This is a genomic window from Rurimicrobium arvi, from assembly GCF_039540495.1.
Taxonomy (GTDB): domain Bacteria; phylum Bacteroidota; class Bacteroidia; order Chitinophagales; family Chitinophagaceae; genus Rurimicrobium; species Rurimicrobium arvi.
Genome location: NZ_BAABEZ010000022.1, coordinates 321,192 through 348,071, shown reverse-complemented (window position 1 = coordinate 348,071; position 26,880 = coordinate 321,192). Strand labels below are relative to the sequence as shown.

30 protein-coding genes are annotated in these 26,880 nt (G+C 47.0%); 17 read left to right on the top strand and 13 right to left on the bottom strand.

Going from position 1 to position 26,880, the window contains the following annotated elements:
• The 10 genes from ABD846_RS08280 to ABD846_RS08235 all read left to right on the top strand — a co-directional run.
• The coding region (locus ABD846_RS08280; protein WP_344825129.1) for a glycoside hydrolase family protein at positions 1-1,544 on the top strand (1,544 nt) is incomplete at its 5' end.
• A 136-nt stretch (positions 1,545-1,680) separates the two neighbouring features.
• Complete coding sequence (locus ABD846_RS08275; protein ID WP_344825126.1) at positions 1,681-2,379, top strand: IS1 family transposase; 699 nt, start codon at positions 1,681-1,683, stop codon at positions 2,377-2,379.
• Positions 2,380-2,572: 193 nt separating this feature from the next.
• Positions 2,573-2,761 (top strand): hypothetical protein, encoded by a 189-nt coding sequence (locus tag ABD846_RS08270; RefSeq protein WP_344825123.1) that lies wholly within the window; start codon positions 2,573-2,575, stop codon positions 2,759-2,761.
• A 206-nt stretch (positions 2,762-2,967) separates the two neighbouring features.
• Positions 2,968-3,363, top strand: coding sequence for a peptidase associated/transthyretin-like domain-containing protein (locus tag ABD846_RS08265; protein ID WP_344825120.1), 396 nt, complete (start codon positions 2,968-2,970; stop codon positions 3,361-3,363).
• 276 nt (positions 3,364-3,639) lie between these two features.
• Positions 3,640-3,978, top strand: coding sequence for a DUF2185 domain-containing protein (locus ABD846_RS08260; RefSeq protein ID WP_344825117.1), 339 nt, complete (start codon positions 3,640-3,642; stop codon positions 3,976-3,978).
• Between the two features lie 697 nt (positions 3,979-4,675).
• Positions 4,676-5,740 (top strand): type III polyketide synthase, encoded by a 1,065-nt coding sequence (locus tag ABD846_RS08255; protein ID WP_344825114.1) that lies wholly within the window; start codon positions 4,676-4,678, stop codon positions 5,738-5,740.
• Positions 5,741-5,761: 21 nt separating this feature from the next.
• Positions 5,762-6,235 carry an isoprenylcysteine carboxyl methyltransferase family protein gene (locus tag ABD846_RS08250; protein WP_344825111.1) on the top strand — a complete coding sequence of 158 codons (474 nt, stop codon included), beginning with the start codon at positions 5,762-5,764 and terminating at the stop codon, positions 6,233-6,235.
• 549 nt (positions 6,236-6,784) lie between these two features.
• Positions 6,785-8,038, top strand: coding sequence for a putative DNA modification/repair radical SAM protein (locus tag ABD846_RS08245; RefSeq protein WP_344825109.1), 1,254 nt, complete (start codon positions 6,785-6,787; stop codon positions 8,036-8,038).
• A gap of 1 nt (position 8,039) precedes the next feature.
• Positions 8,040-8,804, top strand: a complete 765-nt coding sequence (locus ABD846_RS08240) for a TIGR03915 family putative DNA repair protein (RefSeq protein WP_344825106.1) — start codon at positions 8,040-8,042, stop codon at positions 8,802-8,804.
• 286 nt (positions 8,805-9,090) lie between these two features.
• Positions 9,091-9,663, top strand: a complete 573-nt coding sequence (locus tag ABD846_RS08235; RefSeq protein ID WP_344825103.1) for a hypothetical protein — start codon at positions 9,091-9,093, stop codon at positions 9,661-9,663.
• Between the two features lie 41 nt (positions 9,664-9,704).
• On the opposite strand, the gene ABD846_RS08230 is transcribed toward ABD846_RS08235, so the two are convergent.
• Positions 9,705-11,243, bottom strand: coding sequence for a type III PLP-dependent enzyme domain-containing protein (locus ABD846_RS08230; RefSeq protein ID WP_344825100.1), 1,539 nt, complete (start codon positions 11,241-11,243; stop codon positions 9,705-9,707).
• A 359-nt stretch (positions 11,244-11,602) separates the two neighbouring features.
• On the opposite strand from ABD846_RS08230, the gene ABD846_RS08225 reads away from it, so the two are divergent.
• From ABD846_RS08225 to ABD846_RS08210, 4 genes are all read left to right on the top strand, one after another.
• The gene (locus ABD846_RS08225; protein WP_344825097.1) at positions 11,603-11,818 is read left to right on the top strand and encodes a hypothetical protein; all 216 of its coding nucleotides are present in this window, start codon (positions 11,603-11,605) and stop codon (positions 11,816-11,818) included.
• Positions 11,819-11,941: 123 nt separating this feature from the next.
• A complete protein-coding gene (locus ABD846_RS08220; RefSeq protein ID WP_344825094.1) occupies positions 11,942-12,769 on the top strand; it encodes a transglutaminase-like domain-containing protein in 828 nt (275 codons plus the stop codon).
• 38 nt (positions 12,770-12,807) lie between these two features.
• A complete protein-coding gene (locus ABD846_RS08215; RefSeq protein ID WP_344825091.1) occupies positions 12,808-13,659 on the top strand; it encodes an alpha/beta hydrolase in 852 nt (283 codons plus the stop codon).
• Positions 13,660-13,682: 23 nt separating this feature from the next.
• Positions 13,683-13,964 (top strand): GNAT family N-acetyltransferase, encoded by a 282-nt coding sequence (locus ABD846_RS08210; protein ID WP_344825088.1) that lies wholly within the window; start codon positions 13,683-13,685, stop codon positions 13,962-13,964.
• Here the strand turns inward: ABD846_RS08210 and ABD846_RS08205 are convergent.
• From ABD846_RS08205 to ABD846_RS08165, 9 genes are all read right to left on the bottom strand, one after another.
• Positions 13,961-14,533: a hypothetical protein gene (locus ABD846_RS08205; RefSeq protein WP_344825085.1), complete on the bottom strand. Its 573-nt coding sequence runs from the start codon at positions 14,531-14,533 to the stop codon at positions 13,961-13,963. The genes ABD846_RS08210 and ABD846_RS08205 overlap by 4 nt on opposite strands.
• A gap of 103 nt (positions 14,534-14,636) precedes the next feature.
• Positions 14,637-14,804: a hypothetical protein gene (locus ABD846_RS08200; RefSeq protein ID WP_344825082.1), complete on the bottom strand. Its 168-nt coding sequence runs from the start codon at positions 14,802-14,804 to the stop codon at positions 14,637-14,639.
• A 115-nt stretch (positions 14,805-14,919) separates the two neighbouring features.
• On the bottom strand, positions 14,920-16,038 hold the full coding sequence (locus ABD846_RS08195) for an ABC transporter permease (protein ID WP_344825079.1): 1,119 nt from the start codon (positions 16,036-16,038) through the stop codon (positions 14,920-14,922).
• A complete protein-coding gene (locus ABD846_RS08190) occupies positions 16,035-17,141 on the bottom strand; it encodes an ABC transporter permease (protein ID WP_344825076.1) in 1,107 nt (368 codons plus the stop codon). The genes ABD846_RS08195 and ABD846_RS08190 overlap by 4 nt, the downstream gene beginning before the upstream one ends.
• Positions 17,142-17,143: 2 nt before the next feature.
• On the bottom strand, positions 17,144-17,890 hold the full coding sequence (locus tag ABD846_RS08185; RefSeq protein WP_344825073.1) for an ABC transporter ATP-binding protein: 747 nt from the start codon (positions 17,888-17,890) through the stop codon (positions 17,144-17,146).
• Entirely contained in the window at positions 17,859-18,797 is a 939-nt protein-coding gene (locus tag ABD846_RS08180) for an ABC transporter ATP-binding protein (protein ID WP_344825070.1), read from the bottom strand. Before ABD846_RS08180 ends, ABD846_RS08185 begins: the two co-directional genes overlap by 32 nt.
• Before the next feature lie 2 nt (positions 18,798-18,799).
• Positions 18,800-19,699: an HlyD family secretion protein gene (locus ABD846_RS08175; RefSeq protein ID WP_344825067.1), complete on the bottom strand. Its 900-nt coding sequence runs from the start codon at positions 19,697-19,699 to the stop codon at positions 18,800-18,802.
• Between the two features lie 9 nt (positions 19,700-19,708).
• A complete protein-coding gene (locus ABD846_RS08170; protein ID WP_344825064.1) occupies positions 19,709-20,977 on the bottom strand; it encodes a TolC family protein in 1,269 nt (422 codons plus the stop codon).
• A gap of 57 nt (positions 20,978-21,034) precedes the next feature.
• Positions 21,035-21,667, bottom strand: a complete 633-nt coding sequence (locus ABD846_RS08165; protein WP_344825061.1) for a TetR/AcrR family transcriptional regulator — start codon at positions 21,665-21,667, stop codon at positions 21,035-21,037.
• Between the two features lie 126 nt (positions 21,668-21,793).
• On the opposite strand from ABD846_RS08165, the gene ABD846_RS08160 reads away from it, so the two are divergent.
• From ABD846_RS08160 to ABD846_RS08150, 3 genes are all read left to right on the top strand, one after another.
• Positions 21,794-22,516 (top strand): DUF3667 domain-containing protein, encoded by a 723-nt coding sequence (locus tag ABD846_RS08160; RefSeq protein WP_344825058.1) that lies wholly within the window; start codon positions 21,794-21,796, stop codon positions 22,514-22,516.
• A 62-nt stretch (positions 22,517-22,578) separates the two neighbouring features.
• On the top strand, positions 22,579-23,100 hold the full coding sequence (locus tag ABD846_RS08155) for a DNA-3-methyladenine glycosylase I (RefSeq protein ID WP_344825055.1): 522 nt from the start codon (positions 22,579-22,581) through the stop codon (positions 23,098-23,100).
• A gap of 86 nt (positions 23,101-23,186) precedes the next feature.
• Positions 23,187-24,218, top strand: coding sequence for an alpha/beta hydrolase (locus ABD846_RS08150; protein WP_344825052.1), 1,032 nt, complete (start codon positions 23,187-23,189; stop codon positions 24,216-24,218).
• A gap of 63 nt (positions 24,219-24,281) precedes the next feature.
• Here the strand turns inward: ABD846_RS08150 and ABD846_RS08145 are convergent, their stop codons facing one another.
• The 3 genes from ABD846_RS08145 to ABD846_RS08135 are packed head-to-tail and all read right to left on the bottom strand — an operon-like array spanning position 24,282 to position 26,738.
• Positions 24,282-25,004 (bottom strand): LolA family protein, encoded by a 723-nt coding sequence (locus tag ABD846_RS08145; RefSeq protein WP_344825049.1) that lies wholly within the window; start codon positions 25,002-25,004, stop codon positions 24,282-24,284.
• Positions 25,001-25,840, bottom strand: a complete 840-nt coding sequence (locus ABD846_RS08140; protein WP_344825046.1) for an ABC transporter permease subunit — start codon at positions 25,838-25,840, stop codon at positions 25,001-25,003. The genes ABD846_RS08145 and ABD846_RS08140 overlap by 4 nt, the downstream gene beginning before the upstream one ends.
• The gene (locus ABD846_RS08135; protein ID WP_344825044.1) at positions 25,809-26,738 is read right to left on the bottom strand and encodes an ABC transporter ATP-binding protein; all 930 of its coding nucleotides are present in this window, start codon (positions 26,736-26,738) and stop codon (positions 25,809-25,811) included. Before ABD846_RS08135 ends, ABD846_RS08140 begins: the two co-directional genes overlap by 32 nt.
• Between the last annotated feature and the right edge of the window lie 142 nt (positions 26,739-26,880).

Below are 26,880 nucleotides of genomic sequence, written 5' to 3'. Positions count from 1 at the left end.
GCCAGGTGGTTCAGAACAGTATTGATTCCTTACCGAATGCATCCTCCTTCTACGGTTCGCTGGTAGCGGAACCGATGTTGTGGAACTCGTCGTCACTGCGGGACAATAACGGCCCGTGGACGGTAAGCCTGCGTGAGCTGGTGAACAATTATGCGGACGAGACAGCATTGGCGAGCTTCTTTGACGGCTGGAGCGGTGGCAGTGCTGCGCTTGCGGGAGCGACGATGCCGGATTATAAGCTGACCACTGTGTACAATGCCTCACCTGCACGAGCGATCACGGATATGGTGCTGGAGGCGGGCGCAGCGGATGTGGAAGATGTGATCACGGACGAGGAGGATGTGACGGCCTTTGAGCTGGGCAAGCTGGCGGTAACGGGCGGTATGCTAAGTGTGGATGAGATGACGAGCGCGATCGTGTATGGAACGGCCGGAGATACGATCAGCCTGGGCGAGCACCATATTTACGGCAGCAGCCGTGTGGGTGTTCAGCGCTACGACAGTCTGCAGCTGGCAAACCTGCTGAACCTTTCGGATGCGGGTGCAGTGCGCTCCACGCTGATGAGCCGTGTACCGTGGTACAGCTATGCGTATGCAGATGTGATCAGCAGCAGTAAGAAGCAGGAATATGACGGAACGATCAATACGTATTCGGGTGTGTTGAATAATACCCGTAACTTAGGGCGCAGGTATTACGAACTGACGGACCATTTAGGGAATGTTCTGGCTACGGTGCTGGACAGGAAGACGGGTGTGAAAGTAGGCGAGGCCCCGACGCTCTACGACCACTGGAGTGCGGACCTGGCGAGTGTGACGGATTACTATCCCGGTGGTATGATGATGCCAGGCAGAAATCTGGAGTGGGATTGGAGCAGGATGGGTAGCCAGAGCCAGCAGAAGGATGACGAGATTTATGGTAAGGGCAATACTTACGCGTTCAAGTATCGGATGGAGGATGCTAGGATTAATAGGTTCTTCTCTTCTGATCCATTACATGAGAAATATCCATATAATAGCGACTATGCATTTTCAGAGAATAGATTAATAGATGCCGTTGAATTTGAAGGGTTAGAAAGCGTGATATATACTATTATAAGGAATTTGAATAAAGATGGTACTAGCACCAAGGTAATTACAGAAAAACAACTGAAGAATAATGGACCTTTGGGAGACGGGGCGGCAGTAATACTCGTAAAGGATGGCGTGAAACACTATATGTACGGCGATAAGTCAAAAGACATGAAGGACTTCATTGTGAGTTATGAAGGATACGAAAAGAGTGTTTATCCTTCGGTAGAAGGAGGAAATCCAACTGGCGGGGTGGGGCATAAGTTAACCGATCAAGAAACTAAGCAGTTCCCAGTAGGAACCAAACTAAGCGAAGAAAGAATCACGAATTGGTTTCAAGCAGATTGGAAACGGATGACTGGTGGTATCGAAAAAAATCCTGTTACCAGTGAACTCCAAGGTGGCCAGAAAGAAGCCATGACTGATTTTGCTTTTAACGGATTGGCTGATAAGGTTAGTGGCTTCAAAAAAGGGTAGTGTATCAAACGTGTGGGTTTATCCGTTATTTATACTAACTAACTTGATTTTCAATTAGATTGTTTTAAGGTAAGCGGTGGCTCGGTTGGATGTAACTATTCAACCGGGCTACTTTTGTGTCTAAAATGAGCTTCAAATGACAGAAGTCGGCATCAAGTGTATCAAACGTGTGGGTGGCTTCTATGAGATGTGCGTTTGTGGAGGTTCTTATATTCGACATGGATACTCTTCGTCAGGTAAATTGAGAATGATTTGCAAAAAATGCAGGACAACCCGAGTCAACGAATATAGTTATCGTGCTTACCATTCGGATATAGACAAACAAATAGTAGTGTTTGTCAAGGAAGGCCTAGGAATCCGAAGCATTGCCCGTATTCTTAAAATAAGCACTGCAACATTGCTGCGTCGTATTCGTCGAATCGCTGCCATACTTCGTCCGCCATACATCTTTAAAGGGAGACAATACGAAGTGGACGAAATCAAAACTTTTGTTGGAAGCAAAAAGCGGAAGATATGGATTGCTTATGCACTGGAGCGGGAAAGCAGACAGGTAGTGAGTTTTAAAGTGGGTAGCAGAAACAATGCTACCTTAAAGACGGTACTGCAAACCTTATTTCTTTCAGAAGCGAAGACGATCTACACCGATAAATTTCCGTCGTACAGATTTCTGATACCTGAGTCGATACACCGCAATTGGCCAAGCTGTACCAATCATATTGAACGCAAAAACCTGAATCTGCGTACACATCTCAAGCGACTGAACCGGCGAACGATTTGTTACAGTAAAAGCGCAGCGATACTCGCAGCTTGTGTGAAGATTTATTTCTGGGGTTAAGGCAATCCGTTTAAATTGGTATAATATTTGCGAGGTAGACGGTCGGGAGACCGGACCCGCTACGACATAGTCCGGAGACTATGCCGAGCAATAAAGGCGCAGACTACGGCAAGCTGGGGATTATCTGAATTGATAATAGATCCCAAAAATGTTAGACTAACTGACTTTAAAGTGAATAAAAAATAGTTTCTCTATGGACAGGAAATATAAAGGAATGACCGTGAACGAGCGCTTATACATAAGTGGCTTCATTGATGAATTTGATCAAGCAACGAAACAGCATGATATACAAAGGGTAATTAAGATTCTTAAGGAGGTAGAAATTACAGACAAAAATGAAGTAAGTGCAATTTTAAATAAACTAGGATTATCTGAAAAATAAGTAGTGTTTCAGGTTGGTAGTGTATCAGATTTGTTGTTTTGGCATTTCTGGATAGCACTGCACACTCCACGAAGATTACGAGGTAAAGCGGGTAATGTTTCAGATTTAGTTGCGACAGTGCTGGACTGCAAGACCGATTCTGAGAGGAATATGATCGCGGATAACCATACCAACTAAACGTTAATAGGATCAAGTAATTTATAAATATGAAAATAATTTTATTTAGTTTTTTATTTTTTTCATTGTATTTAATCGCACTGTCATGTTCCATTGGAAGAACGTATAACGGAAAAAATATAGAGGGCAAGTATAAAGTAGTTAAAGTGAAAAATATTCGCGATCAAGACCCGCAATTAACTTGTATTGTGTTAGATAAATTTACCAACAAACCTTTACGTGATGCCGTTATTATTGTTATGGGTAATAAAGCAGGGGGATTTACTGACTCTACAGGTCAACTCACATTATCCCTTCATTCAGGAACATACTACCTGCAGGCAAAGAATGGAGGTAACAGCTCTCTTACCACAAAAATGATAACATTTGCTCCATATACTAATACTATAATGATGTTTAAATTGGGAACTAACTTTATAAGATAGATCTGGTATGTCAAATTTGTTGTTTTGTATCCAGTCCTAAAAATCTCACGATTTAAGGTTCGATTTTTTACCTTTCAATAGCCCATATGAAGAAGTCCAAACACAGCTAGGCCTCTGATTACCTCAGTCCTTAAGGAGTTTGAGAACAACCGCAAATCGTGAACTTGGTATAGCCAAAGTGACTTTTTACGCCTGGAAGATGTTCAAATAATGGAAGCCATAAATTTGAAAATAAAATAGCAACCGGTAGCTCTAATACACCTGAAAATTCAACTAATGAATAAGAAAAAGTATAAAATTAAAGAAGGAGATATAAAAAAAATCTTAGGCACAGACATGGGGTGCATAGCGTCTGACATGATTACAGTTGAAGGAATGGTTGTTGGATATATGTATAGAGAGGAACCGGTTGAGGAATATGATAGTGGATGGCGCTTTTTTTCAGGTCAAGAGGATGATAATTATGTAGACAATCCTGATAATTTTTCCTTTTATAAATTAAACACTATTGCCAATTACGATCTGCTGGTAATCGGTTATCTTAATTTCCCAGTAGGCAGCAGCTTTGAAAGGTCGCGTGAAGCGGATAAATTTCTAAAAAATCGAAATTTATAACTGCACCTGCGACATAGTCCGCACACTATGCGAAGAATTAAGGGCAGACTAGGGCAACCTATTAGCATAAACTGGCGAATAATATGAAGCTTATAGATATAAAGGATAGGTTTTACATGGATACGGGCGCTCCAAATCCCTTAGCCCTTTTCGTAGGGAGTAAAGTAGTAGTATCATTTTGGGGCTCCTTGAACGATGATAATGAACAGGAGAACTCGGACACTGTAGTCATTACATTTACGGGTTGTATAAAATCGTCATTTGGTTTACCGAATAATGAAACTTTACACGGTCACCCATACTATAAGTTTGGTCTCCGGTCATACGGTTTTTATTAATTGGAGGAATCTGATCTTTTGAATGCGGTTATTGACCAGCAACGGATACATCCCAATTTTAGTCGAGAGAAGTGGGAGGTTTACAAACATTACATTGTAACCTTTCATGACGAAATGTTTGAGTGTGTCGCCAGAGAATTTGTCCTATCAAGTAGCAAGGGGCGTAAAGAAATACATAATTTGATCGATGCTGGTGATTAACTAAAACGAACACTATCATTCTTAGCAAAGTAATAGCGCAGGCTGTCAGACATAAACCAGTTTATCCGTACCAATCCGCAAATCGTCTAAGCTTTTAGCATAATCGTGTAAGTCTTTTGTTTGGCTAAGCGTCAACTTTACAGGATTATCTTTATAAAATGCCGAAACTAGCTGCCGTATCTACAATTGACTTCCCGTACCGCGTTAATCAGGAGGAGGTGAAACAATGTGCGCTCGAATTGTTCGAACCTTCTTTCCCGCAAGTAAGCAGAATGATGAGTGCCTTCGACAATACAGAGATCAGGACGCGCAATTTTTGCAAACCGCTGGATTACTATCGCGAAGCACATAGCTTTCAGGAGCAAAACGGAGCTTACATACAGACAGCACTTGAATACTCTGTACGCGCCATCGAAGATTGCATTGCGGATGCATGCATCGAAAAAGAAGCGATAACGGATATCATTTTTGTGTCTACCACAGGCCTGTCTACACCCAGTCTGGATGCACTGATCATCAACAAAATGCGCTTGAGCGAAAATATCAGCAGAACGCCGATATTCGGTTTGGGTTGTGCCGGTGGTGTTGCAGGCTTTGCTAAAGCTGCCGGCCTGGCGCTTGCAAATCCACACGCAGTAGTGTTGTTGGTGGCGGTGGAATTATGCTCGCTCACTTTTCTGAGAAATGATTTCAGCAAAAGCAATTTCATCGGGTCCAGTTTGTTTGCCGACGGTGTTGCAGCACTGATCATAAAAGGCGATGCGCACGCTCACACAGCAGCGCAGGAGTGTTCGTTTCTTGCGGCCCAAAGCAAATTGTACTACGATTCGCTTGATGTGATGGGCTGGGAATTTTTGGATAAAGGCTTCAAAGTACTGTTCTCGCAAGACATTCCTACGATCATCTCGGAAAACATTTACAGTGACATCACATCGTTCCTCGGCAAACAGGGACTCCGTCTTCAGGATATTAAGAACTTCATTTTCCACCCCGGTGGCAAAAAGGTGCTGACGGCTTACGAAACGTCGCTTCAGGTAGAAGGAGATTTTCTGTATAATACGCGAACCGTTATGAACGAATATGGCAATATGAGCAGCGCGACGGTGTTGTATGTTCTGGAACGCTTTTTTAAGCAAGGCTTCGAAAACGGTTACGGATTGATGGTTTCGATGGGCCCCGGATTTTCGTGCGAAATGGTTTTACTGCAAATGAATAACCGATAGATGATACAGTTTACACTTTTTATGCTATTCCTGATTGTGCTGCGGATCGGAGAATTGATCTATGCCAGGCACAATGAAAAATGGCTGTTGCAAAACGGAGCGGTGGAGTATGGCCAAAAGCATTATCCCCTTATTGTAGGCCTGCACATATTGTTTTTTGTATCGCTGATCATTGAGTACTTAGTGCGCGAAACGGCCCCGTTCAGCGGTTTGCTGTTGTTGCTCTATTTGTTGTTGCTTGCATTAAAAGTTTGGGTGCTCGCTACATTGGGTAAATTCTGGAATACAAAAATTTACCGGATTCAACATTTTCCGACAGTTAAAAAAGGTCCTTACCGATATATCAAACATCCCAATTACCTGATCGTGATTGGCGAGATCGCGTTGATTCCGTTGGTCTTCCATTTATATTTTACAGCCATCCTTTTTTCGGTACTGAACGGCTTTGTATTGTACATCAGAATTAAAGAAGAGAACCGGGCGCTGGCTTTGTGATATGCCGGAAACCGGCTTTGCCCTTTGCAAAACTTCGTTCAGAAACCGGGCAGATAGGATCGGGAAAATGATCTGTTGCCGAGCGGCGTATCCTCACACACTCGTCTTCTGAATTCCGAAAATGGAAATACCGGACTTCAATTTTTCACTCATAGTCATGTATGGTTTGTTTGACTTAAACCCGTGTGATACAGAATGATTGCTCAGGATCTGGTCATTTGCGCAGATAACGCTTTCCGGAGCACCGCGCGAGGGATAGAGCGGAAAGCTCGCACGGCAAAGTATGCAGCCGGAGGACTTGGAGTGATAGCCCGGACCGCCTCTTGCGGATATTTTTCCAAACGGTAGCTATACATTCCTTTTTCGCAACACTTCTGTAAAGGGCATTAAATGCGGGCGCGCCATCCTTATATAGTTACATCTTGCCCTTTCTGCTGCACACCGGAGAAAGGGATGTCTGACAACATTCTGTTGCGTTATTTTTCTATAAGGAAAACTATTTTTCCGGTCAGCGCGAATAACCTATATTGATAGAGGAGGTTTGATACTATGAATGACAGGATCAGGGAGAAGCTCAATATACTGGCTGACGCCGCAAAGTATGATGTGAGCTGTAGCAGCAGCGGAAGTAACAGGAAAAATAACGGTGGGATAGGAGATGCGAGTCGCTCTGGCATATGCCATACTTATACGGAAGATGGGCGGTGTGTATCGCTGCTGAAAATATTACTGACCAATCATTGCATCTTTGATTGTGCATTTTGTGTCTCGAGGAAAAGCAATGATGTGAAGCGCGCAGCGTTTACGGTGGAAGAAGTGGTGGAGCTTACGATGAATTTTTACCGCCGGAATTATATAGAGGGCTTATTCCTCAGCTCGGGCATCTTTAAAAATGCAGATTATACCATGGAGCGGCTGCTGCGTATCGTAAAGAAGCTGCGTACCGAGGAAAAGTATAACGGCTACATTCATCTGAAGACGATACCCGGCGCCAGCGAAGCGCTGATCAAAGAAGCCGGTCTGTATGCCGACCGGATGAGCATCAATCTGGAAATGCCCACGGAGGCAGGATTGAAAACGGTAGCACCGGATAAAAGTCATGACCAGGTGAAAGAGCCATTGGGATGGATACAGGATCAAACGGTTGCTTACAAAGAAGAGCGGAAACTGATCAAATCGGTGCCGTCTTTTGTCCCTGCCGGTCAGAGCACACAGATCGTAGTAGGAGCTACCCCTGAAAATGACTGGCAAATTATGGATACAGCCGATCAGTTTTATAAGCGGTTTTCCCTGAAACGCGTTTATTACAGCGGATATATCCCTATCAGCAATGACACGCGCATGCCGTCGATCGGCAGCCCTCCGCCGTTGTTGCGCGAACATCGTCTTTATCAGACCGACTGGCTGATGCGGTTTTATGGATTTACGGTGCAGGAGATCGTTAATGAACAGCATCCTTTCCTGGATGCGGAAATAGACCCGAAGTTCAGCTGGGCTTTGCGGAACCTGCATCTGTTCCCCGTGGACATCAACAAAGCTCCGTATAGTCTCATCATCAGAGTGCCGGGCATTGGCCGGCAATCGGCTCAGAAAATAGTAGCCGCCAGGGCATTCGGAAAGCTCCATGTTTACCAGCTTAAGAAGATCGGTGTTGCTTATAACCGTGCACAATACTTTATCACCTGTGCCGATACGGCATTTGAGTTAGGCAGCCTGCAGGCGCATCAGATAAAGGCCAGCGTACTGAAGGAGAGCCGGAGCAAATATGAAACAGCACCGCAGGTACAACTCTCCCTGTTCTGATATGAAGCAATACGTATTTGACGGCAGCTGGACAGGACTGCTTACCGCGGTTTTTGAATGTTTTGAACGGAGAGAGCGAAATGTGCGTCTGGTGCATACGGATCATTATCAGCCACAGATGTTTGACGAATCATTCATCGTTTTCAGCGAAGACCAGAAAGCCTCCAGGGTTGACCGCGGCCTGCAGAAGTGCCTGAAGCAGGTGATGTACAGAAAGCTCTTTTGCACCTTCCTTTCCGGTTTGCCGGAATGCTATAATCTATTGCTGCATCTGATGATCCGGATATTTTCCGGTGAAGAGCATCTGATGGATAATTATGGAGACGAAGCCGTGCTGTACGTAACGCAAACTGCTAAATCGGTGGAGCGGGAAAAGCACCGTATGAAAGCATTTGTCCGGTTCGAAAAAACGGATGACGGAATGTTTTTTGCATTGGTTGAGCCTGACTTCAATGTGCTGCCTCTTATCGTCGATTTTTTCAGAAACCGCTATGCGGATCAGAACTGGCTGATCTATGATACGAAAAGGAAGTACGGTCTTTATTATGATCAGCGCTCGGTTGCAGAGGTTACAATCGGGGCGGTTAGCGCCACTCCGCATTCGATAGCCACTATAGCTTACGACACGGATGAAGAACAATACAAAACACTCTGGCGGGAATATTTCAGGAGCACGAATATCCCGGCACGCAGGAATATGAAACTACACCTGCAGCACGTTCCGCGGCGGTATTGGAAATACCTGGTTGAGAAAAAGCCGGAATAAGCGAGAGGCATAAATTTTGTATTATAAATTTGCTATGCATCGCATTCGGCGCCACAGCCTGATGTTGCACTCAGTTTCAAGCGACAAGCGGGCGCAATATTGGTCCGAGCAAAGTGCAGTTTTACTTGTGATTTTTTTTGGGGGTATTACTGTTGACTAAATCGTAACTTCCCCTTTGAGCGTTCTGCAGACCGGACGGCAAAGCAATATCTTCCCGATACTATTCATGGGATGAGGTATATTACATGCATTGATCTCGGTGTGAAACAACTTATAAACTGCTGTAATGAAGAGTTTTTTTTCTTTTTTAATGTTCTTTGTTCCGCTTGTAGTTTGTGCGAGGGACACACGGACATACTTGTACAAGAAACGTGTTGTTATTTATAATCCCAGGAATGAGCAACGTGACACAATTTCGAGCTATTTTTATTTAAAAAGGGATAAACAGCGGCTATACCTGAGTGAAGGCAGCGTCTCGGCAAAGCTGCTTGGTGCTTCTGCAAATTATATAGGCGAACTGTCGATTAATGCTAAACAGGAACTGATTTGGAGTTACCAGAAGCAAAACATAATTATTCATAGCCGTTCAGATTCAATAACTACAGACTATGATGGCATTACTCAGTATTTATTTGTTAAGGGGACTGTTTACTATAGCGGTATTGATACCGTAATCAACGGCCATTTATGTGCTAAATTCATCAGACACTTCAGCGGGAATGCGGGACGTGATATTCCGGGCTATGAGACAGAGGAATATTTCGATACTAAGGAACAGATATTCGTTTTTGTAAGGATAATTTATCGGAAGCCATACAGGGAATTGATTGTCGAGCTTGTCAATTGGAAGCAGCAGTAATCCTGGATTGCATTTAAGTTCGTGTGTATACAGGGAACCTTTTACTTTTCCCGCGCGTGCTCCTGCACAAATTGGGCTACGCTCGTGAGGATATGCAGGCCCAGCTTGTTCAGCAGCTCGGGGTTGTCCAGGATATGAGCGATCTCCGAACCTTTGATCTGACCCAGGCGCCTGTCGGTGGTGTGCGTTATAAACGTCATGGCGTTTTTCAGCGGTAATCCCGAGCGCTCTGCATAGGAGTTCACCAACGCGCGCTGATAATTGATTTCGCTGGTGATGCAATTGCGAAACTCATCATAGTTCATTTTCATCGGCGGGGTGATGCCGCACCAGAAGTTCCGCTCCATATAATGAGAATAGGCTCCGGCTCCATGGATCACCACAAATATATCGTCGGCAATCGGATTGTCCGGGTGCAGTTCTGCCGGAACTGCCGTATTCTCTGCGATCACGTCAAAATCGGCGCAGGCACGGCCATGCAGGTTGCCGCGCAGTTCCGTACGCTTTTCGAGTTTCCGGGCTTTCCCGTTTTCAAGAATAAAGAAATCAAAATCGAGTCCCAGGTCGGTGAGTGTGCCGTTTTCCGAGACGCCCGTTGTCATTGTTACGATACGGGTGCCATCCCGGTTGATCTTGATGTTGGATACCTTTCCGATCAGCACTTCCGCATTGGCCACCAGCCATCTTCCGGGTTCCGTGTCTATATGCACGGGCAGGGGAGCAGCTTCCTCGCCATACACCCTGTCGATAAGCGGCAGCAGATGTTCGCTGTACGTTTCTATTGGCAGCGAGGGATCGAAACCACCGCTCAGGTTAAGATCGGTAACGGTGATACCCAGTTCGTCTTTCAGCTGACGTGATAATTTTGCAGCATTGCGCACTCCGTAATCCCAGAGTTCGGGGCTGTTGGAACCACTGCCGGGGTGGAACGTGAAACCCGCAACGGTCATACCGGTTGCGGTAATGCTTTCGGCAAGCTGCATCGCCTGCTCATTATCCACGCCATAGCGTTTGTTGAACGACTGGCTGTAGCCACCGCCTGAACTGCTGCCCTCAGCATTGAACAGGCGTATCTGTAAACGGATGTCTTTTTTAGGCAGCTGCAGCTCTCCTGCGAGCTCCGTGATCATACGGACATCGTGGATATTGTCGGTCGCAAAGTTGCGCAGCCCGTCCAGCAATGCTTTTCTGATATCGGACCGCTCTTTCTGGGTCTGACCGAAATTGACTTTTGTGCCTATTTTATGTTTCGGCAGTCCGCATTCGATCAGCAGCCTCAGTTCGCTGTACGTCGCGATCTCAAAACCGGCGTCCAATGCAATCAGCGTTTTCAATACAAACGGTTCGGCACTTGCTTTCACGGCAAAGTGAATCGTGCCCCGTTTTCCGAACTGTTCGTGGAAACTGCGGTAATTGTCGGTAACGGCTGCGTAATTGCAAACGCGGTAGGCATGACGTGTAAGCTGTTCCAGGAATTTCTTTCCGTCCACCATATGACTCCAGTCCGCGAAGCTTTCTGTGATCGGGTGGGAGGTTAAAGGGCCTTTTTGCGCGGTTCGGTTTGTTGCTGTCGTGTTCATTGCTGGCCGCAAAAGTACGATGCAAAAATCATTGCCGGAAAAAGGCGGAGAGGAGCGTTCCGGTGCTTTCGTCCTATGTCGCACTTCCGCATCGGAGACCGAAGACGTAGCTGACCGGCATTTCAAATATTTTATAAAATATATTTACTGCTTTTTTCTTTGGTTTCGGGCATGGCGCCTATGCAGGGGGTACCGCAAGGACAAGTATCTAAGCCGATTACACTCAAGTGGCTGAACACATTACTGTTGTACAATATGTGGTAGTACCTATGACAGAGAGCATGGGAGGAGGGTATCTTTAGCCGCTTACCGGCAGACTATGTGTTTAAGTTTGGTACGAAAGTTGCAGGGTAAAGGGTATGCATCGGTTTATAATCAGGAAAGGGGAGAAGATTCTGCACATAAAAGTGCGGTTGTGTACAAAGGCCAGGAGAAGTTACTTCCAGATATGGAGCCGCGAGGATCGCTTCTTCTCCAAATGGCGTTATATAGCGCAGGCGGAAGATGAGGCGGCCATACGCCCGCTGATCAATCGCTGTTTTGGCTACACCGCCGTAATTACGGAAATGGAATAGTTTTCGTGCTCCGGCGTCTATGGTACCCGGAACTCAAATGGACACATGGCTTTTTTGTACAGGTGGAAGAAATCTTCACGGATCACAATTGTTTTGCTGCTTGCCGGCATTTGCAGTTTGTGTATGAATTTTCTGCCTTCCGACTCCATCAATTCTTTTCAGACAGGCAGGGATAAGGTAGACAAACGTTTTTATGCAATGTATCGTCCCGGACTGCGCAGTAAGTTTGCCTGTATGGCAGATCTGAAGCGCTATCTGGCCCGCTACAGCGACGATACTGCCGCCATGCTCGAAAACGCATCTTGGGTACTGAGACGTAGGTTCACACACGCCTACGGTGCCTACACCGTTCGTGAGAACTGGATAGCTGCTTTATGTGGTCGTTTTATCTGGAAAGATCTCGCAGCTAAAGTATTGCCGGAAGATATTCTTGCCGGAGAATCTGCCGCCTGCAGTCAGGTAAGCATCGTTTTTATCGAGCTATGCAGGAGTATGGGCCTGCCGGCGCGCAAAGTAGCTTTAAAAGGACATTTCGCCGCGGAGGTAAAATACGGGGGTAAATGGTATTACTTTGATCTGGATATGAAGCCGGATTTCTGCCGTATAGGCGGCCGGAAAAGCCTTGATGCGATATTGCGTCAAAAGCAGCAATATGAATTGTACCGGGAGAATGCTTTTGTCGATGCGGCAAATGTAACGCGTATTTTCTCCTCCGTTCAATATGGATCGGAGCATGAATATATCGCTGCAAAAGCGGCACGCTTCCATATCGTCAGCAAGTGGTTGTCTCACTGGATATGGACTTTGTTTTTTGCAGCGGCTGTTCTGTTTCATATACGGTCTGCCGGCAAACCCGCGCGTTTGCGTGTGATTGTTCTTTTTTCGGCACGGCATACGCGCGGTGTAATACGACTGAAGCGCGTTTCTGCGTTAATCCGAAGGAGCGCCTGACTGCTTATTCAACCGGCTTCGTTACCTTCGGATTCATTATGAAACCGTATTTCCTGATTGCCCTTTTATGGTGTGCCTTCTGTGCTCCGCTTACCCTGCATGCGCAAACGTCAGTTTTCCGGCAACAGCAATTACACTCCGCCATCCTGGACGAGTCCCGTACCATTAACATATATCTGCCGGACACCTATTCAGATGACGATACCACTCATTACCCGGTTGTTTACCTGCCCGACGGAGGCCTTTCCGAAGATTTTCTGCACGTGGCAGGACTCATGCGTTTTGATGCGCAAAGCTGGGTCAACCGCTTTCCCAAAGCAATACTGATCGGTATAGAAAATACAAACCGCCAGCGGGATTTTACTTACGCTGTTGCAGATCTTGATTTTCTGAAGAAGGTCGGTTTCAGCAAAGAGCGCATTCCTCAATACGGCGGCTCGGGAAAATACATAAGCTTTATACAGCAGGAACTGATGCCTTATATCGCTGATCATTACCGCGTATCAGGTCGACGCATATACATTGGCGAATCGCTTGCAGGATTGCTTGGGACAGAATTGCTGCTGTATCACAGGGAACTGTTCGATACTTATTTCATCTTCAGTCCGAGCCTCTGGTGGGGCAATGAAAAATTGCTGCAGGATGCTGCGGGGCTGTTGGCCCATAAGGGCAAAAAACAGGTGAATGTATTTATCGCTGCTCCCGCAAAAGATGAAATGCCCCTGATGTATGAGGATGCGAAAGCCTTGTACGACCTGCTGCAAAAAGATAAGGAGACCCGATCCTGGTTTGAGTACCTTCCCGATGAAACACATGCAACGGTTATGCACGAAGCCTTGTACAGGGCGTTCAGAAAGCTTTCCGTTGCGGATACAATTACCGCTCACTAAGTATATTGCCTACATTTGTGTTTATGAAAATACTGCACCACGACGACGGCAAGAAAGGCCGGTTTTTTATAGAAGCAGATGGAAGCACGGCTGCCGAAATGACTTATGTGTGGGCCGGGCCGCAGAAGATCATCATTGATCATACGGAAGTGGATGAGCGGCTGAAAGGTATGAATGCCGGTAAGCAGCTTTTGGCTGAGGCAGTTGCATTTGCCCGTAAGGAACATCTGAAGATATTACCCTTGTGTCCGTTTGCGGCCGCTCAGATGAATAAAACGCCCGAATACCAGGACGTACTGTTTTAGCCGTTGATCTCTGTGGCGTTGGCCAGGTTATAGAACAGTGTTTTGTACTCGTTGAAAAGTTCTTTTGCGCGCGCTTCAGTTGAAGCTGTGATCGTAAAGCCAAGCGAAAGTTCTCCGTCTTTGCAGGGAATAATGTACTGAACGGTGTAGATATACATATCCAACATCAGAACACTTCTTTTTGTTTTGCACGCAACCTCGGCGCAATCGTGACCGTTGATCAGCAATTTGCGCGACCAGAGAAACTGTCCGTTCTTGGGATCATTCGGTGTTTTCTTCGCAACGATCTGGTCTGCCGTGCGCCTGGGTGCTTTTTCAGAGAAGGGAGTGAACATGAGACTCTCCATCAAAATGTCCTGATCTCCCGCTTCATAGGTCCAGATATTCAGTCCTTTTTCCTTTCCTTTATCTTCCTGCCAGTCGCAGGGATATGCGATATTGATCTGGGTAGTATTGCCTTTCCCGAAACTGCTTTTAAGCATGCAGTGCTTTTTCCAGAATTCGTCCGCATGCTGCGCAAATGCCGGAACAGAAGCACACAGCAATACTGTTGTCAATAGGTTTTTCATCATGACGGCAGAAGAGTTTGCTACAATGATACATTATTTTACACATCCTGCATAAGAGCTCAGCCTACTTTCCGTTGATGCGACCTGCCTGAGATCGCTGCCACTAAACGGGAGGGGCATAGTAGACAGCCATCAGATTTGCAGTAAAGCCCAGGCGGGTAAACAAATGCGTTACCTCCTGCCCGATGTCGGTATTTGCTACGATTTTCAATACGCGCTCTTCGTCCGAAAAATCAATATTCCAGCGTATGATACCCGCTTGTTGCTGCATTCACAAGCCTATTCCCTCGGTTTCTTCGCGGCTGTTTACTGTGGTCGTAAAGATCAGGATCACCGCTGCATCCATGACGGTGTCATACTGCCGTTTCCCGGGAATTACGATCATGTCAGGATGTCTTTTTGTAATTGAGGATAGCCCAGGTATTGAAGATGATCGCCATCAGCACAATAATTGAAAACTGCGGAAGGATATCCCGGAAGCCACTGCCTTTCAGGATCACAAGCCTGGTGACTTCTATAAAGTGGGTTACGGGGTTGCAATAAGCGATCGCGCGTCCCCATGCCGGCATACTTTCTGTAGACGTGAATAAGCCGCTCATCAACAGGAAAAGCATCATGCAGAAGAACGCAAGTGACATAGCCTGTTGTTGGGTATTGGAATAAGTCGAAATCAGGAGTCCGATTCCTAATATGGCTACCATGTATATTGCCAGCACCAGGTAGATCAGGACTATCGATCCCGCAGGGAAAATATGGTACACTAAAGGTGCGATCACCAGCAAGCCTATCGAAAATACAAACATGCCTATGATCCAGAATGGAATAAGCTTTCCGAGTATAAACCGGCTTTTCCGGATCGGGGTCACGTTTACCTGCTCTATTGTCCCAAGCTCTTTCTCCTTCACAATGTTCAGTGAACACATGTATGCGCCGATCATCGTAACCAATACCACCAGTATGCCGGGAACCATAAAGAAATTATAGTTCAGAAAAGGATTGTACCAGTTCAGCGGTTCGAAATGTATTTCCTTTTGTGGCACGCCTCCGGTGACGTTTATTCCCTGTAATGAAAGATTGCGGTTGTAATCGGAGATAATACGCTGCAGGTAGTTGCCGCCCACTGATGCTTTTGCGCCGTTTACCGCATTCACTGCTACAAATAAACGCACCGCCTGCTGACGACGAAGCGCCCGCTCGAAGTCTTTCGGGATCTCGAGGATCAGATCAGCTTTGTCCTGCTCCAGGATGTGGAACGCTTCCCGGTAATCATCGCCATATTGCCTGAGCCGGAAATATCCGGATGCGGTGATGCTGCTGATAAGATCCCGCGCAACGGAAGAACGGTCGTGGTCCACAACGGCTATGTTGATGTTCTTGATCTCATAATCGGCAGCAAGCGGCAGCACCAAAAGCTGCACCAGCGGCAGCAGCAGGATCATTTTAAGAATGGTCTTATTCCGGAAGATCTGCTTGAACTCTTTTTCGATCAGGTATTTCAGCATCATGAGGCGAGGCGTGTTTTGAATGTTTGTACACTTATCAGGAGCAATACGGTTGTCATCCCGGCGAGGATCAGTGTTTCCTTCCATACATCCCGGATCCCGAGTCCTTTGATCATTACATCCTTCACAATGATGTAATACCATTTGGACGGAACCAGGTTGGCGATCAGTTGCAGAGGCATTGGCATATTCTCCAGTGGAAACATAAATCCGGAAAAGAGTGTTGTAGGCAGCAGCATACCCATCAGCGATATGAGCATTGCAGCTTGCTGCGATGCCGTTACGTTGGAGATCAGCAAGCCCAGTGAAAGGCAGGTAAGGATCATAAGAGAACTCTCAAAGTAAAGCAGGAGCAGGCTGCCCTGCATGGGCATACCCAGCAATGTGCAGCTGAGGAGCAGGATACAGCTCAGGTTTACCACTGAAAGTACAAAATAGGGTACTGCTTTGGAAATGATGATCAGGAAAGGATTCAGCGGGGAAACGAGCAGTATTTCCATCGTGCCGGACTCTTTTTCTTTTACTATTGCTATAGAAGTCATCAGTACGCATATCAGCAGCAGCACCAGTGAGATCACTCCGGGGACGTAATTGTACACACCTTTCAGTTCCGGGTTATAAATCATCCTGATTTCGGTGTCAATACGCGGTCCGTTTACCGGCATATTGATCTCAGCCTGATAAGCGGAGATCGTATTGGTTGCATAGCTGCTGAGCGTGGAAGCCTTATTCGGGTCTGAAGCATCCGCAATGATCTGCACCCCTGCGGAATGGTTATGTTCAAGGTCGTAAGCAAGATGTTGCGGCAGCACAATCGCCAGGCTGATGCTGCCCTTTCTGAATGCCTCCTGTATGGCGGCGTTCGACGGTTTCTGCTGTACCACATCAAAGTTTCTGCTGGCTTTCAGTTTTTCGATAATGCGTTGCGAGGCGTCATCTTTCGCATAGTCGCAGATGAGCACCTTTGCATTTCTGATCTCGTTGGTCAACAAAAAACCAAACAGCAGTACCTGCGCGAGCGGCATGCCAAACAGCAGCAGCAAGGTTTTCCTGTCGCGGAATACGTGAAAGAATTCTTTACGGATAAACACGGATAGTTGCTTCATGGTTAGTCTCCTTTACGTTTTGCGCTGCGCGCCAGATGGAAGAATACCTCATCCATCGTCGCAACATTGAATTGCTTTTTCAGATTCGCAGGTGTGTCGAGTGCTTTCACCTGTCCGTCCACCATCATCGAAATGCGGTTACAGTATTCGGCCTCATCCATATAATGGGTAGTGACGAAAATCGTGATCCCTCTGTCTGCTGCATTATAGATCAGATCCCAGAATTGCCTCCGCGTGATCGGGTCCACACCACCGGTAGGCTCATCCAGGAATACGATGTCAGGATCGTGCAGGATCGCTATGGAAAATGCAAGCTTTTGTTTCCAGCCCAGCGGCAGGTCTGCTACCAGTTTCGCTGCCATTTGCTCCATACCCAGCGTGTTGATCAGAAGCGCGCTTTTCTCTTTTATCTGTTTGTCAGACAGACCATAGATGCCGCCGAAGAACCGGATATTCTCGCGCACGGTCAGGTCTTCATACAGCGAAAATTTCTGGCTCATATAACCGATGTGTTTTTTGATTTGCTCGGTCTGGCTGTATACATCGTATCCTGCAATCGTTGCCGTTCCCGAACTGGGTACAGACAAACCGCAAAGCATACGCATGGCGGTTGTTTTACCGGCACCGTTTGCACCCAGAAAGCCGAATATTTCCCCGGCATACACTTCGATCGAGAGCTGGTCTGCGGCAATAAAATCGCCGAATTGTTTTGTGAGCTTATCGGTCCTGATGACTACTTCCCGGTTCATGGTTCATGAGTTTGATGAAACAATCTTCAATAGTCGCCTGTATTTCCTCTGTCTCCAGTTGACGGACGCCGGCTGCCTGCAGTTCAGAAGACACACCTGCTATATCTGCTCCCGGCCTGAGCGTGACGTGATGAGCCGCGCCGAATGAATAACAGGAAGCAACCTGGGGCGAGGCATGCAATAGTTTGGACAGCGCACTCATATTTTCAGCGCGCATGCCATACAGCTTGTCCGGAAATGCATGTGTGATCGCTTGCGGAGTCTCAATCTCCAGAATGCGTCCCTCCTGTATCAGCGCAATACGTTCGCATAAAGTGGCTTCATCCATATAAGGAGTGGATACCATAATTGTAATCTCCTGTTCCCGCAGTCCTTTGAGCATCTGCCAGAATTCTTTACGTGATACAGTATCTACGCCTGTGGTGGGTTCATCCAGGAACAATACGGTTGGTTTGTGGATCAATGCGCAACACAGAGCCAGCTTTTGCTTCATGCCCCCGGAAAGCTTACCCGCCCGTCTGTCTTTAAAAGGTTCCAGCTGCATATAGATATCACGTATCAGGTGATAGTGTTCGGAAACGGTAGTGCCGAATACCGTGGCAAAAAAGTTGAGGTTCTCTTCAACTGTCAGATCCTGATACAACGAAAATCTGCCGGGCATATAGCCAACATGCTGCCGTATATTACGGTAATCTTTCACCACATGATGACCGTCTACATATGCATCTCCGCTATCCGGCAGCAGCAGGGTGGTGAGGATACGGAATAACGTGGTTTTACCTGCGCCATCCGGTCCGATCAATCCGAAAAGTTCACCCTTCGGTATTTCCAGGGAGATGTCCTGTGCCGCCCGCACGCGGCCTTTGTCGTACGACTTACAGATATGCTCCAGCACGATACTGTTCATGGCTACAATTTTATTTGTCCGTACATGCCAATCTTCAGGTTTCCTCTATTCACTACCCGGATCTTCACGGCGTACACCATGTCCGCACGTTCGTCTTTTGTCTGGACTGTCTTGGGAGTGAATTCGGCTTTGTCGCTGATCCAGGTGATCACCCCTTTTTCCTGTGTAAACCCACCTTTGCCGTCGTCTGTGGATACCGTCACGGATTGATTGAGTCTGATCGCAGGTAGTTGGTTCCCGGAGACGTAGGCACGCAGGGTAAGTGTGGACAGATCGGCGATTTTATACAACACTTTACCGGGTGCGGCAATTTCGTATTGTTCGATATATCGCCCGAGAACGGTACCGCTTACCGGGTTTATGATGGTACATCTGGCAAGCTGATCTTCTACCTGCTGCAGTTGTGCGTAAAGCGCGCTGATGTCGGCATCTGCACCTTCATAGGTTCCCGACAGCGAAGAACGCTGTGCGTTTATCTGCCGCCTGATCAATTCAACAGCTGCGGTCGCGTCATCCAGTTGTTTGCGTGTACCGGCATTACCGGCCACCAGTTTGCGCATCCGCTCCTGCTCCCGTTCTGCAGTTTGCAATTGCTGTTGCAGGGAAGATAATTGTACCGGTATGTCTGGTCTGCGTTTTTGCAAAGCCTGAAGCTGTGCTTCAAGTTGCCGCTGTTTGAGCGCAAGCTGCGTGCTGTCTATCCGGATCACCACGGTGCCGGAATCAATCTGCTGCCCCTCTTCCAAGTAAAGGGCATCCACTTTTCCCGCGACCTCGGAAGAGATCATATATTCGACCGCTTCAAAAGATCCTGTTGCGTCAAAATCGTTTTTGTCTGAACGGCAGCTGCCGCATAGAGCAGCCAGACCGGTGGCAATTGTGAGGTAGCTTTTGTATTTCATAAAAGAGGTTTATTCTCCACTGATATTTTTGTAATTGTATTTCGCGAGTGTAAGCTGAAGGTTGTGCAACTGATACAGCTGTCTTGCCTGATCTGCGGCATTTGCCTGCGTGATATAATCTGTAACGGTTGTTGTTCCGTAAGTCAATTGCGCTTTGAATTGCACCAGGATGTCTTCACGTAACGCAATGATCTGCTCGTCGCCCGCCAGCATCTGCTCCAGCTTCATTATTTCCGCGTTATATTGCTGCCGGCTGATACGGGTGTTCATCAGGAAGGTTTCTTTCTGCACCTCTGTCATGTCCCGGTTAAGTCGCAGCAGTTTCTTTTCTTTACCGGCAGTATAGTAATTGGAGAAAGTCCAGTTGAGCCTTACGCCGCCTATATAATACGCTTTTGTCTGATTGTCGAGCATATTCAGGCCGGGTCGTCCGAGGCCGCTCTGCAGGAACAGACTCAGGTTGGGCAGCAATTTATCGTTTACCGATTGTTCCTGCCGACGCAGGTAGGCATGCTGCAGCTCATACAATTTCAATTCGGGGCGTGTAATTTCGGTAGCAGTTGTGGCAGGTGCGGCGGGAACGATTAAACGGGTATCCGTATCAAGCACTAATCCGGTAAGCTCCGACAGCATACCCAGATAAGCAACTCTGTTGGCCCGGAGCTCGGTGTTTTTCTGATCTGCTTTGAGTAATTCCACTTTAAGCTGATCCACATCTGATTTCAGAATGGTTCCTGCTTCAAATGCAGTATTCGCTTTGTCCAGTCCTGCCAGTATATCCTGCTTATACAGCGCATTCTGCGCCAGCTGCGCATCGGTAAGCAATACGCCGAAATACAGATTGTTTACGCGATCTTTTACTTTATATAGCTCCACCCGGTTTTTCTGCAATTCCATCTCGGTGTTGTCGCGGATAAGATCACGTTGTGTGCCTACCGTATGAAAGCCGGTAAGAGACTGGGATACCTCTCCATACACACGGTACTGTGTTTTATCAAGCGTGGGGATATGCAGGTTGGGTATATCTACCGGTAATTGTGTTACCGCAGACTGATGCGTGGCCTGGCCCGCAAGCAGCAACTGGGGCAGGTATCCTTTTGCAGCCTGGTCCAACTGCCAGTTCCCGGATTGTGTCAGCATCCGGTATTGTTTGCTGAGCGGATAATGGATTGCCGAACGTGCATAGCAGCTGTCAATCGATATTACGGCACCCGGAGCCGCCCGTACCTGCATGACGAAGAATGATGCGCAGAGCAACAGCAGTTTGTGACGAAGCATAGTGATATTCATTTGTTTTAATCATTTGTTTAAAGTTGCGGCAAAAAAAACAGCACACTAGAGCATGCTTTTGATCCATTGCGGGATCATTTTTGAACGCTGTAGCATGAGTGCACGAAATTGTTCTTCGCCCATTTCTGCTACCTGTTTCAAAACAGGTTGAGCAATAAACGGAAACACGGTCATACCGATCAGGTTCAGAAACAAATGGATCGGTTCTGTAGGAGTGCCGCCTTTCTGCTCGATTCTTTCCTTCAACTGCCGGGCAAATACAGTTTCCTTCAGACGTAGATTGATCCGGTGATTCTGTGTTAATGCGTCGCCATTGCTGCGGAGCTCACTGATGATGAACAACGGGATCTGCGGCTCACGAAGAAGCTGATCAATATACCGCGCACACAATTCATCAATCTTCTGCTCCAGAGTGCTGTCGGGATGATTGAATATAACGATCAGTGATTTGAAAAACTGTTGCAAAGTTTCCGACATGATGATGTGGAATAGCTTTTCCTTGCTTCGGAAATAGTAATTCAGCAAGGCCAGGTTGATACCCGCTGCATCTGCTATGTCCCGCGTACGTGTGGCTGCATATCCTTTCTCGTGAAAAACGGCCCTGGCAGCAGCTTTTATTTTTTCTTCCGTGGAAGCATCGGGATTAATGTGTTCCTTTTGTCTCATCTTCGTCGTCAAAAGTAGCTTTGTTTATTTGATTTAATCAATTGATTAAATCTGTTTGCATATTATTAACAAATTCATAATTGGATTTCGAAGCTGTGAGGACAGATATTTGGGGATTGATAAATCACCCCTCTTACTATGTCGTCTTCCCATTGCCTGAATTGCGAAAATGAACTGAAAGGTAATTTCTGTGAGAACTGCGGCCAGCGAGCCAATACGCATCGCCTGTCCATTGTTCATTTCATCGCCCACGACTTTCTGCATGGGATATTGCATGTGGATAAAGGCATTTTATTCACTCTACGCGGGATGCTGCTGCGTCCCGGGTTTACGGCGCGGGAATATATAGAAGGGAAACGCATCCGTCATTTCAATTTCCTTACACTGCTCGTGCTGCTGATCGGGCTGGATATCGGGCTCGGACATTTACTTGATCCGCATGCTGAAGAGCGGGCGGGAATGAGGAACTCCAGAAAATTAGTAAAAGTGATCATGGATCACCCTCAGCAGTTCATTCTGTTGCTTGCTCCTCTGTTTGCGCTGGCTACCTTATTGTTTTTCCGGCGTATGAAGCTGAATTATACCGAGCACATAATACCTGCTTTGTGTCTGCTGATCAGTTTCACCATTGCGGATATATTTTGTACCATCTGTGATGGCCTTTTTCATACCGATGTATTCGGGTTGTACGTCTGCTTCCTGATGATGATGGGTTATATTTTTCTGGTGTATTACCAGTTTACCAAAGACACTTATACACCCGGAGGCTTCCTCTGGCGCATAATCTCCGCTCTGTTAAGTTTCTGGCTTATTGTTGGTATCGGAGGATTTGCGCTTGTTGAAGTCGCGGAGCTGCTGTGATAACCAATTTTATTTTCATTATTCCCTGATTTCTTATGTCCTATTGTTCTTTTATACCTACTATGCAGCCCGCCGAACGTAAAGCTCTGCATCAGCGCTATCATGATCACCACTATGGTTTTCCTATTCACGATGACAATGAATTGTTCGGTCGCCTGATCATGGAGATCAACCAGGCCGGGCTCAGCTGGGAAACGATTCTGAAAAAGGAAGAAGGTTTCCGGAAAGCGTATGCAAACTTCGACATCGCGGCAGTGGCTGCCTTCTCAGAAAAAGACCGGGAACGCCTGCTGAATGATGCGGCGATTATCCGCAACCGTTTAAAGGTAAATGCGGCTATCGAAAATGCACGGGTGATCGTACAATTACAGCAGGAATTCGGTTCGTTTGAAAAATGGCTCGAGCACCATCATCCCAGGACAAAGGAAGAGTGGGTCAAACTGTTTAAAAAGACGTTCCGTTTTACGGGAGGCGAGATCGTGGGGGAATTTCTGATGAGTATCGGCTACCTGCCCGGTGCACACAGTGAAGACTGTCCGGTATATGCAAAAATCACACGCAAAAAGCCTATGTGGCAGCGATAGGGCAGAAAGACCACCTGCATATCCAATAATTTTACGGAACAGCCGTTAAACAACAATGAACGCAATCGTTCCTTAGCTATATGCTTATGCGTCGTAAACTTTTGTTTCTGCTCACTTTTTTACTACTTGTATGCCTGGGCCTTATATTTATTCCGAGACAATACACGGTCCCAGCCTTTAAAGCAGACCCTTCTTTTCAATACTGGGATTTGCCCACCGGCTCTCATATCGGATACCTCCACATACCGGCCAAAGGGAAAGCAAAGCCATACCCTGTTATATTTCTGCAGGGTGGTCCCGGTGGATTCGTGACTCCTTCCATCATTTCCTTATTCAGTCAGGTGGCAAACTCAGGTTACGAGGTGTTTCTTTATGATCAGGTCGGCTCCGGTCATTCCGCGCGACTCACAGATATAAGGGCATACACAGCCACGAGGCATAAGGAAGACCTGAACGCCATTGTAGGCAAAACCGGGGCTGAAAAAGTGATCCTGATCGGTCAATCCTGGGGAGCGATACTAGCCACCCTGTACACGGCTGATTACCCGGATCGTGTGGCGGGTATTGTACTCAGCGGACCGGGTCCGCTCATACCTGTAAACCATTCACTCGCGCAGATTCCGGCTCCGGATAGCCTCCACCTTAAGCCTCCTGCATTTTCCAATGCTGAAGCCAACCGTAAAGTAAACAACTGGCGCAGTAAAGCTGCTGCTTTTTTTGCCTTGAATTTCGGCGCAAAACTGATGCCTGATCGGGAAGCAGACGCATTTCAGACAATGCTCAATATTGAATTAAATAAATCCACCGTCGCAGACCAACGACATTTAAGGCCTGCTTTGGGGGGAGGCGGATACTACGCTCAACTGATGACTGTAAACAGTTTTTGGCAAACTCCGGACCCACGGCAGAAACTGCAGCATTGCGCCGTACCCTTACTGTTGCTGAAAGGACAATATGACAATCAACCCTGGGGTTACGCAACAGAATATCTGGGTTTGTTTCCCGACCACCGTTTGCAGGTGATCCCGAATGCAGGACATGTGATCCAGGCCGAACAGCGAGCCGCTTACCTTTCCGCTGTTCTTGCTTTCCTGCCGGTTGTATCCGGGAACAATTAGGTTGCTTTAATGCTATTGGCACATAGTGGAGTCGCGACCGGCATAATCCGTCAGAATGATCAGCTATTTTTTCTTTTCCACAAAAACAGCATCGCTCAATCCCGAATTGATCCTGTAAGACAGGTAGCGTATCTGGATGCGTCCTTTCTTGTCTTTAGCTTTTTTTGCTCGTTCCATCAGCTGCGCATCATTTGCCTCATCGTAATCCATTGCGAGGCTCTTTGGCATCTTGTAATCTTTCACATCCATCGTAATGGTTACCTTATCGGGTAGTGCCTGGGCCGCATATTTTCCATATTCCAATTCCATTTTCACCGTACCGTTTTCGCGCGTGGTTGTTTCTGTTCTCAGCGCAAGCTGGCGGGATTCATCGACCCATATTTTTGACAGGATGATATCCGCAGATTCATTGTCCGGCAACACTTTCAGGATACGGGTATTCGTTCCGTTCACCATTTCGGTTCCGGCATCGAGTACCGTTACACTTCCCGAAGGGATCAGGTTGTTCAGTGATATATTGACCGTCTTTTTCGGCAGTATGGAGATGCCCCCGTTGCGCTCCAGCTTCACCTTGTCCGGACTCTTAAAGTACAACCGGCCGTTCATCGGCGGAACCTTCATAAATGAAACAAAGATGTTCATTTTTACATCGGCAACATAGTCCTTTACGGACGTGACTTTTTTACGAAGATCCACAAACAGTTGGTTGGGATCACCTGCAGCCAGCAGAGCATGACTGGCAGAAAGGATGCAGATCGTTAACAGTAAAAAGCATTTCTTCATCATGATTGGATGTCTTTCCGTTTAAATAAAATAATTGCAAGTCCCGTAAATCCGCCTGCATATGCAGTGAGTATAAGACACGAATGTGCGATCGCTCGTGCCGGTACGGGTTCGCTGAAAAATCCTTTCCATGCAAGCAGATGGGAAGTAAGCAGCGCCGGCTTAATTGCGTTGAATACCGGCAGATCAAGGTTGGTAATAATCGTCAGTACAATGATGATACCCATTGTCCCGATGATCGGACCGATCGCATTGTCGGCCAGAACAGACAATAGCAGGGCCAGCGCCGAAACGGTCGTCATAGCCAGCGCGGCAAATGCAAATGCGGCACAGTAGCGCCATAGCACGTCATTTGCGAGCAGGATGATCACGGTATCGCTCTTCAGGTTGATCAGGTCGCCCGGACCGAACAGGAACAGGGAACTTGCGAGTCCGATCAAAGCAAGCCAGAGCAGCAAAGCAAGTGAGTAAATGATCGACGCTGCATATTTCGACAGGATCAGTTGGCTGCGGGATATCGGCTTGCTGAGCAATAAACGAAGAGTGCCGAGACTGGCTTCGCCCGCTACAGCATCTGCTGCTACGAGCGCGACCAGCAAGGGAATGTGTACGAGCAGCATCTGGAGAATAATAAAAGTGATCAGGTAACCATTGATCAGCTTACCTCCCAGTGTAAAGCCCTCGGTTGCATTCTGTGTGACGAAACCGATGAATGTCTCGCCGTCGGCATACATGGCCAGTTCGATCAGCAAAGCGATCGCTGCTATGATCGCAAAACTGATGTACGTGCGCGGTCTGCGGAAAATCTTATAAAGCTCTATGCGGATCAGCTGCATCATGGGTCAGTTGTATAAAGTAGTCTTCCAAAGAATGACGGCTGCGTATCTGCAGCACATCTGCGCCGGTGCTTACCAGCAATCGGTTGAGTTGGGGCACTTCGTCCGGGTGCATTTTCAGCAGAAGCCTCGATGTGTCGGCCGATTGTATTGCCTGCGACCAGCGGGATGCAGATAGTTGTTGCAATGCTTCGCCGCTGTTATTCCAGTTGATTTCTATCAGCGTCTCCGAAGGGTTCAGCAATTCGGAGACGGAGCCTTCAACGATCTTTTTGCCTTTATGAATAATGATCATCCGTGTGGCCACCTGCTCGATCTCATACAGCAGATGCGAAGAAACCAGAATGGTTTTACCGTAGTCGGCACTGAGCGTTTTAATAAGCTGACGCATTTCCGCGATTCCCTGCGGATCGAGTCCGTTGGTTGGCTCGTCCAGTATCAGCAGTTCAGGATTGTGTACCATTGCAATGGCAATACCCAGCCGCTGTTTCATGCCCTGGGAATAGGCCCGCACTTTATCCTGTTCACGCCCGCGAAGTCCCACAAGCTCCAGGATTTCATACAACCGCGAATCGGGAATCGGCCGGAAACTGAGTCTTGCAAAGATCTTCAGATTATCCCATCCTGAAAGATAGCCATACATATCCGGTCGCTCGATAATAGCGCCTATATAACTGAGCAGATGAGCTTCCTTACCTGTGTATAAACTGCCTTTAATGAAAATTTTTCCGGAATCCGGTCGTATCAGTCCCAGCAACATCCGCATGGTAGTGCTTTTTCCGGCACCGTTCTGTCCGAGAAACCCATATACATCTCCGGCTTTGATGGAGAAGGAAAGGTCATCTACGGCCTGGAAAGAACCGAAACGTTTGCTGAGGTGTTGCGTCTCAATAATCGTCACCGTGTTGATTTGTTTAGGAGTACAAAGTACGGTGCTGTATGCCGATGTTTCAAACTTTTTGCATCGATTTAGGTTATACACCTTTTCGCCGACTTTTAACCGATACGCGCCACACTCAGAAACACGTACATTACCTTTGCTC

Excerpts from the sequence above, each read along its gene's own strand:
- ABD846_RS08195 (WP_344825079.1), bottom strand. The coding sequence starts at position 16,038 with ATGATGCTGAAATACCTGATCGAAAAAGAGTTCAAGCAGATCTTCCGG.
- ABD846_RS08235 (WP_344825103.1), top strand. The coding sequence starts at position 9,091 with ATGAAGAGTTTTTTTTCTTTTTTAATGTTCTTTGTTCCGCTTGTAGTT.
- ABD846_RS08160 (WP_344825058.1), top strand. The coding sequence starts at position 21,794 with ATGTCGTCTTCCCATTGCCTGAATTGCGAAAATGAACTGAAAGGTAAT.
- ABD846_RS08270 (WP_344825123.1), top strand. The coding sequence starts at position 2,573 with ATGGACAGGAAATATAAAGGAATGACCGTGAACGAGCGCTTATACATA.
- ABD846_RS08250 (WP_344825111.1), top strand. The coding sequence starts at position 5,762 with ATGCTATTCCTGATTGTGCTGCGGATCGGAGAATTGATCTATGCCAGG.
- ABD846_RS08145 (WP_344825049.1), bottom strand. The coding sequence starts at position 25,004 with ATGATGAAGAAATGCTTTTTACTGTTAACGATCTGCATCCTTTCTGCC.
- ABD846_RS08240 (WP_344825106.1), top strand. The coding sequence starts at position 8,040 with ATGAAGCAATACGTATTTGACGGCAGCTGGACAGGACTGCTTACCGCG.
- ABD846_RS08170 (WP_344825064.1), bottom strand. The coding sequence starts at position 20,977 with ATGCTTCGTCACAAACTGCTGTTGCTCTGCGCATCATTCTTCGTCATG.
- ABD846_RS08155 (WP_344825055.1), top strand. The coding sequence starts at position 22,579 with ATGCAGCCCGCCGAACGTAAAGCTCTGCATCAGCGCTATCATGATCAC.
- ABD846_RS08230 (WP_344825100.1), bottom strand. The coding sequence starts at position 11,243 with ATGAACACGACAGCAACAAACCGAACCGCGCAAAAAGGCCCTTTAACC.
- ABD846_RS08175 (WP_344825067.1), bottom strand. The coding sequence starts at position 19,699 with ATGAAATACAAAAGCTACCTCACAATTGCCACCGGTCTGGCTGCTCTA.
- ABD846_RS08275 (WP_344825126.1), top strand. The coding sequence starts at position 1,681 with ATGACAGAAGTCGGCATCAAGTGTATCAAACGTGTGGGTGGCTTCTAT.
- ABD846_RS08215 (WP_344825091.1), top strand. The coding sequence starts at position 12,808 with ATGAAACCGTATTTCCTGATTGCCCTTTTATGGTGTGCCTTCTGTGCT.
- ABD846_RS08225 (WP_344825097.1), top strand. The coding sequence starts at position 11,603 with ATGCATCGGTTTATAATCAGGAAAGGGGAGAAGATTCTGCACATAAAA.
- ABD846_RS08180 (WP_344825070.1), bottom strand. The coding sequence starts at position 18,797 with ATGAACAGTATCGTGCTGGAGCATATCTGTAAGTCGTACGACAAAGGC.
- ABD846_RS08220 (WP_344825094.1), top strand. The coding sequence starts at position 11,942 with ATGAATTTTCTGCCTTCCGACTCCATCAATTCTTTTCAGACAGGCAGG.
- ABD846_RS08245 (WP_344825109.1), top strand. The coding sequence starts at position 6,785 with ATGAATGACAGGATCAGGGAGAAGCTCAATATACTGGCTGACGCCGCA.
- ABD846_RS08260 (WP_344825117.1), top strand. The coding sequence starts at position 3,640 with ATGAATAAGAAAAAGTATAAAATTAAAGAAGGAGATATAAAAAAAATC.
- ABD846_RS08185 (WP_344825073.1), bottom strand. The coding sequence starts at position 17,890 with ATGAACCGGGAAGTAGTCATCAGGACCGATAAGCTCACAAAACAATTC.
- ABD846_RS08205 (WP_344825085.1), bottom strand. The coding sequence starts at position 14,533 with ATGAAAAACCTATTGACAACAGTATTGCTGTGTGCTTCTGTTCCGGCA.
- ABD846_RS08190 (WP_344825076.1), bottom strand. The coding sequence starts at position 17,141 with ATGAAGCAACTATCCGTGTTTATCCGTAAAGAATTCTTTCACGTATTC.
- ABD846_RS08200 (WP_344825082.1), bottom strand. The coding sequence starts at position 14,804 with ATGCAGCAACAAGCGGGTATCATACGCTGGAATATTGATTTTTCGGAC.
- ABD846_RS08150 (WP_344825052.1), top strand. The coding sequence starts at position 23,187 with ATGCGTCGTAAACTTTTGTTTCTGCTCACTTTTTTACTACTTGTATGC.
- ABD846_RS08255 (WP_344825114.1), top strand. The coding sequence starts at position 4,676 with ATGCCGAAACTAGCTGCCGTATCTACAATTGACTTCCCGTACCGCGTT.
- ABD846_RS08140 (WP_344825046.1), bottom strand. The coding sequence starts at position 25,840 with ATGATGCAGCTGATCCGCATAGAGCTTTATAAGATTTTCCGCAGACCG.
- ABD846_RS08210 (WP_344825088.1), top strand. The coding sequence starts at position 13,683 with ATGAAAATACTGCACCACGACGACGGCAAGAAAGGCCGGTTTTTTATA.
- ABD846_RS08265 (WP_344825120.1), top strand. The coding sequence starts at position 2,968 with ATGAAAATAATTTTATTTAGTTTTTTATTTTTTTCATTGTATTTAATC.